Here is a 6731-nt window from a genome sequence, read left to right as displayed (position 1 = left end):
CAGTTGAGGTAGATAATCCCTATTCGATCAATTTCAATACCCCGTAAATCTATCTGCTGACTGGTCAGAATATCCAGTAGCTCGCGGGTCATACCAAGTCGGTCTTCACAATTGACTTGTAGCCTCATATCACACGCCTTCTCAATTACTTTTCTTACAAGGTGTCAGGAATTGTTGACACTGAAGAAGTGTGCGCCTTCACTGTAAACGAGTCAAGTTCGCAATGCTGCATGATGAGAGATTGAACAATAGCGGGAGGCGAGTTTGACCATTTAGTCGCCACATCGGCAATATATCTCGGGGAATATCCCGCAGTTAGGGCCGGGGGCAGGTTTAGCCATGCAGAAGAGCCCACATGGCTATTTACTTTACTGGTTACTTCGCGTCTTTCTGCTGACGAGTCAAGCGCAAGACCAAATCTTTGCGGATTTCACTTAGCTTCGGCTGCTGATCAGGCTGCCAAGGCAGCGGTCGCATCAAGCCGATCGCTTTTAGCCCTAGGCGTCCGGTCAGCAGTCCGACACCGACGCCTTGCGCCACCCGTGTCGACATCCGGCCGGCCAAATCCATCGACAACATATCCATACCGGTATCGGCAATCATCTCGCTGGCACCGGCAACGGCCATGTTGGCAAGTACCAACTTAACAAGCTTGATCCTCGACCAGTACCCCAACTCGACACCATAGACAGCCGATACCTGATCAATCAGTTTGAAGTTCCGCCAGGCCACCAGCAGCATATCGGCAACGGCCAGCGGGCTCACCGCCACCATCACTGCCGCCTCGCTGGCATATTTGGCCACCAGACGACGAGCCAGCTTATCCTGATGAGTCAGCACCATCTGATCATAAAGTTGCAGCACCTCACGGTCGTTATGTGTCGCCGCCAGTGACTGCATCCAGCGATCATAGCCGACATGATCGTCGCGAATTGCACTCTGCCGCGCCAACTTGGTACAGAATGCCTTGCCCTGACCAATGCTGTCGGCTTCCAACAGTGCCAGCGCCTGCTCCCGCTCGGACTGGCGGTGTTTCAGGCGGCGAAGCTTGAGCAACTCACTGCCAATAGCCGTAATACCGGTAGCGGCGACAGCAGCAATAATCGTGCTCCAGCCAAGTGCCAGCCAGTCGGTACTTTGGTAGGCAGTGACCACATAATCCAGCGTCTGCCAGCCAGTCATTGCTGCCGCGGCAACCAGGAGCCCCCTGAACCAGCGACCGCTGCGCTTGGGCTTACTGGTTAGTGTCTGTGCCAGTTGCTCTTCGACATCAGGCTCAGAAGCTGTATCCGGCAAGAAAGCCTCATTCTCGGCAAACTGCTGCTGGGCAGTCAGTTCCTGATCCGGTGCCGATGCAGTCTGCTCGGGCTCATCAAATAATATTTTCGCTTTATAGGGTTGAGTCATCGCAGTTTATCTCCCAACAGATATTCCAGTACTTTATCCATTCTGATGTGAGGCAAAGGCTCATCACTCTGGATGTCCAACGGACGGAAATTAACAAAATCAAAGCCGTATTGCTGCCAGTAGGCGTCATTTGGCAAACGGCGCGGCACTTCACCCGGAAACAGCATCTGTGCCTGCCCACTCAGGGTATGCCCCCTCAATGCCGGCACCTGCTGTCCCTGATGGGAAACAAATCCCGGCTCTGTGGCCTGAATCGACGACAAGCTCACGCAATCCATTTTGATCCCCTCGAACGACGCCGTCTGCCAGGCATCATTGACTATCTGCTGAAGCAGGCTAACGAGGTTGGGATGCTGCTCAGGCGTAACGTGGTCTGCCTTGGTTGCAGCAAACAACACCTTGTCGATTCGCGGTGAAAACAGCCTGCGCAACAATGAACTGCGGCCGTACTTGAAGCTCTGCATCAGCTGATCCAGCGCCTGGCGCATATCATTGAATGACTCCGGCCCGGCATTGAGCGGCTGCAGGCAGTCCACCAGAATGATTTGGCGATCAAACTTGGAGAAATGCTCACGGTAAAACGCTTTAACAACATGTTGCTGGTAGTACTTATAGCGACTTTTTAGCATCCCGAAGTTGCTATGCTCGTCGGCCTGCTGCAGTTGGGCCTCCGAATATTTATCGGCCCAGACAAACGGGAAGAACTGCAAAACCGGCGCGCCGGCCAATTCACCGGGAAGCACAAACCGCCCCGGCTGAACCCAATGCAATCCACCTTCGGCCTTGCACTTGTAAAGGTACTCGGTAAAAACAGCCGACAAGCGTTCAATCAAGGCCTCGTCAGCCGGAGCCAACGGGTCAAAGCTCTCAGCCATCTCCAGCCAGCTTCGGGCCAGTTCGCTTCGCTTGCCCTTTAACAGTTTAGCCTGCTGCTGTGACCAGCTAAGATAGTCCATTTCCAGCAAAGGCAGGTCCAGCAGCCACTCCCCCGGGTAATCGACGATATCCAGATACAGGGTCGCGGTATCCTGCAGCAATTTCATCGGCCCCTTTTGCGGCTTGTAGCGCAGTGCCAACCGGGTCTGGCTGACATCCCGCGTGGGATCCGGCCATGTCGGCGGAGACTCCAGCAGAGCATTCATTCCTTCGTCATAACCAAACCTGGGAACATGCATATCTATCTGCGGTACGCGTTTGGCGCCGAGAAGATGTCCTTCCCGCACAGCTGAAAACAAAGGAAGCCTCGGATTGGTACTCACATGAAGCAACTGATTAACAAGCGACGTTATAAAAGCCGTCTTACCCGCACGAGACAATCCCGTTACCGCCAGGCGCACATGGCGATCCAGGCTGCGGTTCACTAACTTGTTTAACTCGTTACCAATTCGATTCATATTTCTTCCTAACTCATTACTCTATAAATAGAATACCAACCCCAAAATTAACCACCGATGAATACCTTTGTCCGGGGCAGACTCAGCTCAGGGGAATAAGCAAACAGTAAAAAGCAGGCATAAGGCCTGCTTCAGGAATAACTTTTCGGCAAGGTTTCAGCACGTACTCAGAGGTTTTTAAACTCTCTGGCGACCTTGAATGCCGAAGAGGTGACATAGGCCTCCATGTGACGCAAATCCTTCTCCATGCCATCCAGCTCGGCTTCGACATTGTTTAAGATCTGCTCCGGAGAAAGCCCTGCCTGCCAAGGCTTCTGCTTGACAGTGTGTTCCCGGTAGATATATTGCTGCTCTCTGCGTTCGTCCGGCATTTTATCCAAAATCAAGCTTGCCGCGATATACGCCACGATGGCGAAGAATCCGAACCCTAGCAAGAAAGCGGAAACAGCCAGGATCCTAACCAACCAGATTTCCATACCGAAATATTCAGCAATACCCGCACAAACCCCGCTTATCTTTCCGTTCTGCGGATCTCTATACAAGGTTTTACTCATCGGCGTTGCCTCCACTGCGGTGCTTCCGCATCCAAAATCTGCTCTAGTGTTTTGATGCGCTCCTGCATCTGTTCTGCACGCATCACAAGGGTTTGCAGCTGTTCATGTTCTTCGCCAGATAGCCCCTGAGTAGCATTACGTTGACCACGGTAGTGCAGAATCAACCATAGCGGCGCAACAAAAATTAAGAACGCCATCAATGGCCATACTATCCAACCCATAAATTACCTCCATCCTCGTTTCGTGCAGAACCCAATATTGTCACTATCTTACTCTTTATCCTTGATATTTGCTTTCATACGCTCAAGTTCTTTTTCAATTTCGTCCTGCGCCTGAAGGTCGGCAAATTCCTGCTCGAGGTTTTTACCACGGCCTATGTTGTAACTATCGGCCTCGGCTTCCATTTCATCAATACGACGCTCGTATTGTTCAAACTTCGACAGGGCCTCGTCCACTTTGCCGGTATCAAGCTGACGACGTACATCTCGACGGTTACCAGCCGCCTTGTGACGGGTCACCAACGCCTGCTGACGGGCACGGGTTTCCTGCAGCTTACGCTCCAGCTCAGCCACTTCGCCGCTCAGCTTGTTGATGGTCTCTTCGACCAATTTATACTCTTCGTTTAGCGTCAGCACCACATCACTGAGTTTTTGTTTCTCGATCAATGCCGCGCGTGCCAAATCTTCACGGCCCTTCTGAAGCGCCAAGCTCGCTTTCTGCTGCCAGTCATCAATCTGTACCTGCAGCGAGTCGATACGGCGCTGAAGCTCTTTCTTGTCAGCCAGCGCACGCGCCGAAGAAGTACGAACCTCAACCAGCGTATCTTCCATTTCCTGGATAATTAGGCGGATCATTTTTTGCGGATCCTCAGCCTTATCCAGCAGTGAGTTGACGTTTGCATTGACGATATCTGCAAAGCGAGAAAAAATGCCCATAGTGAATCTCCTTAATACGTAAATCCGCGTTGGTTCCTAGGCCTACACACTAGGTTATTGTAATGTCTCTACATCCTGTACATATCAAGCACTGTGCCAACTTTTTGTTTTATATTTATCAATAGCTTAGCTTTGCAATCCATCAACCTCAATGCTATGGTGTGAACAAGTACGCCAATAGTTAGCGAGATTGACCATGCAAAAAACAGATAACCTTATCGGTGAGTCAGAATCATTTCTTGCCGTACTCGATCAGGCCTCACGCCTTGCCCCGCTTAACCGCCCTATCCTTGTTCTTGGCGAACGAGGAACAGGTAAAGAGCTTATTGCCCAGCGTATTCACTACCTGTCCAAACGCTGGGACCAGCCGTTGGTCACGCTGAACTGTGCCGCATTGAGCGAAGGGGTTATCGATTCCGAACTGTTTGGCCATGAAGCCGGCTCCTTCACTGGTGCAAAAGGTCGCCACCAGGGACGCTTCGAGCGTGCCGAGGGCGGCACCCTGTTTCTCGACGAACTGGCCACGGCACCGCTTGGCGTACAAGAAAAGCTGTTACGCGTTATCGAATACGGCGAGTACGAGCGAGTCGGCGGCAGCAGAACCTGCCAGGCCAACGTTCGCCTTATCTGTGCGACGAACGAAAACCTGCCCCAGTTGGCCGAAGAAAAAAAATTCCGCGCCGATTTGCTTGACCGGCTTGCCTTCGACATTATTCATTTACCTCCGCTTCGCGAACGTCGCGAGGATATTTTGCCGCTGGCCGAATACTATGCGGTCCGCATGTGTCGGGAACTCGACTATAGCTTCTTTGCCGGCTTCACCCAGGCCGCGAGACAGGAACTGCTCGACTACCACTGGCCGGGCAATATTCGCGAACTCAAAAACGTCATTGAGCGCTCGGTGTTTCGCCACGCGCAGGAAGGCGAGGCCGTTGATCACATCATTATCGATCCTTTTCATGCTCCCTGGCACGACAAGCCCGTCGATAAACCTGCCGAGGAACCGTCTGCGATTGCAACAACAGAAGTGGACTTTCCGCTCGACTTTCGCCAGTGGCAGCAGGATCAGGAAATCACGGTTATTCGCCAAGCCTTGGAACTGGCTAAATTTAATCAGCGAAAAGCCGCTGAGCTATTAGGTTTAAGCTACCATCAACTTAGAGGACTACTGCGCAAATACCAGCTGGTCGGCAATTCAGAGTAAGACAAAAAGTCCTTTCGGCCCCTGGCAAATGACAGCCGCACAGACAATAGCACTAAGTAATAGAAGGTTATTTTAGGAGATAGCTTGGTGACAGTGATGGATAATGTTAAATTTAGCCACTTGTTTTCAATAAAATCCTTTTCTTTATGAGCGCCTATACTCGTCTACTGCTTGCGTGCTTTGGACTGTTCAGCCTGATCGGCTGCTCGGAGCCACACCAAGACAGCAATATTCGTAGCCGCGGCTTCGTTTATTGCGGGCAAGATACGCCGACGACCTTTAACCCCCAACTTATTGATGGCGGACTGACCGCGGATACGCTGGCAGCACAGATCTACGATCGCCTGTTATTACTTGATCCGATCAGCCACCAGCCACTGCCGTCGCTTGCCCGCAGTTGGTCTGTCAGTGATGATGGCCTCGAATATACATTCAACCTGCGTAAAGGTATCGAGTTTCAGAGCACGGACTGGTTCAAGCCAACCCGCCAGCTCAATGCCCAGGATGTCGTATTCAGCTTCAAGCGTATTATTGACCCCGGCCACCCCTTCCACAAGGTCTCTGGGGGCCGCTATCCCTGGTTCGAGAGCCAGGGCTTTAGTAGCCTGGTTAATAACATCGAAGTCGTTGACTCTCATACGGTGAAGTTTACCCTTACCCGCCCGGACAATGCTTTCCTGTCTAATCTGGCGACCACCTATGCGGTTATTCATTCGCAAGAATATGCCCAGAGCCTGTTAAAAGCCGGCAAGCTGCATCAACTGGACATGAAGCCTATTGGCACCGGACCGTTTTACCTGTCGCAATATCTGCCCAACGACCTGATCCGGCTGGTCCGCCATTGGGGCTACTGGCAAGGTGCCGCCCCAATGGAGCAGGTCGTCTTTGATATCTCATCTCGCGGTACCGGTACCCTAGCGAAACTGCTTAGCAAAGAGTGCGATGTCCTCTCGTCCCCCGTAGCCAGCCAACTGCCGGTGATCAGCAATAGCGAGGAATTTGAACTTATTGCCCAGACAGGGATGAATGTGGCCTTTGTGGCACTGAATAACAGCAAATCCGAACTGAAAGATCCGCGGGTCCGCAAGGCCATCAACCTGGCCATCAATCGCGAAAATTTGCTCAATTCGGTTTACTACGGCACCGGCACCAAGGCAAAAAGCATTCTGCCGCCAATGTCCTGGGCCTATAACCACAGCAGCAAAGCATTGGATTACGATCCGGTTAAATCTCTGGC

Annotated in this window: 7 protein-coding genes; 2 read left to right on the top strand and 5 right to left on the bottom strand. The window is 52.0% G+C overall.

Annotation, left to right across the window (positions count from 1 at the left end):
- Positions 1 to 375: 375 nt before the first annotated feature.
- From MHN01_RS12365 to pspA, 5 genes are all read right to left on the bottom strand, one after another.
- Positions 376 to 1407, bottom strand: a complete 1032-nt coding sequence (locus MHN01_RS12365; RefSeq protein ID WP_239411627.1) for a YcjF family protein — start codon at positions 1405 to 1407, stop codon at positions 376 to 378.
- Complete coding sequence (locus MHN01_RS12360; protein WP_239411626.1) at positions 1404 to 2801, bottom strand: YcjX family protein; 1398 nt, start codon at positions 2799 to 2801, stop codon at positions 1404 to 1406. The genes MHN01_RS12365 and MHN01_RS12360 overlap by 4 nt, the downstream gene beginning before the upstream one ends.
- A gap of 167 nt (positions 2802 to 2968) precedes the next feature.
- On the bottom strand, positions 2969 to 3355 hold the full coding sequence (pspC, locus tag MHN01_RS12355; protein WP_239411625.1) for an envelope stress response membrane protein PspC: 387 nt from the start codon (positions 3353 to 3355) through the stop codon (positions 2969 to 2971).
- Positions 3352 to 3576, bottom strand: coding sequence for an envelope stress response membrane protein PspB (gene pspB, locus MHN01_RS12350; RefSeq protein ID WP_075766530.1), 225 nt, complete (start codon positions 3574 to 3576; stop codon positions 3352 to 3354). The genes pspC and pspB overlap by 4 nt, the downstream gene beginning before the upstream one ends.
- A 48-nt stretch (positions 3577 to 3624) precedes the next feature.
- Positions 3625 to 4290: a phage shock protein PspA gene (pspA, locus tag MHN01_RS12345; RefSeq protein ID WP_239411624.1), complete on the bottom strand. Its 666-nt coding sequence runs from the start codon at positions 4288 to 4290 to the stop codon at positions 3625 to 3627.
- Positions 4291 to 4486: 196 nt separating this feature from the next.
- On the opposite strand from pspA, the gene pspF reads away from it, so the two are divergent.
- Together pspF and MHN01_RS12335 are read left to right on the top strand one after the other, a co-directional pair.
- Positions 4487 to 5494 (top strand): phage shock protein operon transcriptional activator, encoded by a 1008-nt coding sequence (gene pspF / locus MHN01_RS12340; RefSeq protein ID WP_239411623.1) that lies wholly within the window; start codon positions 4487 to 4489, stop codon positions 5492 to 5494.
- Between the two features lie 146 nt (positions 5495 to 5640).
- On the top strand, positions 5641 to 6731 hold a 1091-nt coding region (locus MHN01_RS12335; protein ID WP_239411622.1), incomplete at its 3' end, for an ABC transporter substrate-binding protein.

The organism is Photobacterium sp. OFAV2-7 (assembly GCF_022347985.1).
In the GTDB taxonomy this organism is placed as follows: Bacteria; Pseudomonadota; Gammaproteobacteria; order Enterobacterales; family Vibrionaceae; genus Photobacterium.
The sequence above is the reverse complement of the archived record's forward strand: the minus strand, read 5'-3'. Positions and strand labels throughout refer to the sequence as shown.

Bases quoted from the DNA above. Each gene is read 5' to 3' on its own strand.
- MHN01_RS12365 (WP_239411627.1), bottom strand. From the start codon at position 1,407: ATGACTCAACCCTATAAAGCGAAAATATTATTTGATGAGCCCGAGCAG.
- pspA (WP_239411624.1), bottom strand. From the start codon at position 4,290: ATGGGCATTTTTTCTCGCTTTGCAGATATCGTCAATGCAAACGTCAAC.
- MHN01_RS12360 (WP_239411626.1), bottom strand. From the start codon at position 2,801: ATGAATCGAATTGGTAACGAGTTAAACAAGTTAGTGAACCGCAGCCTG.
- pspC (WP_239411625.1), bottom strand. From the start codon at position 3,355: ATGAGTAAAACCTTGTATAGAGATCCGCAGAACGGAAAGATAAGCGGG.
- pspB (WP_075766530.1), bottom strand. From the start codon at position 3,576: ATGGGTTGGATAGTATGGCCATTGATGGCGTTCTTAATTTTTGTTGCG.
- pspF (WP_239411623.1), top strand. From the start codon at position 4,487: ATGCAAAAAACAGATAACCTTATCGGTGAGTCAGAATCATTTCTTGCC.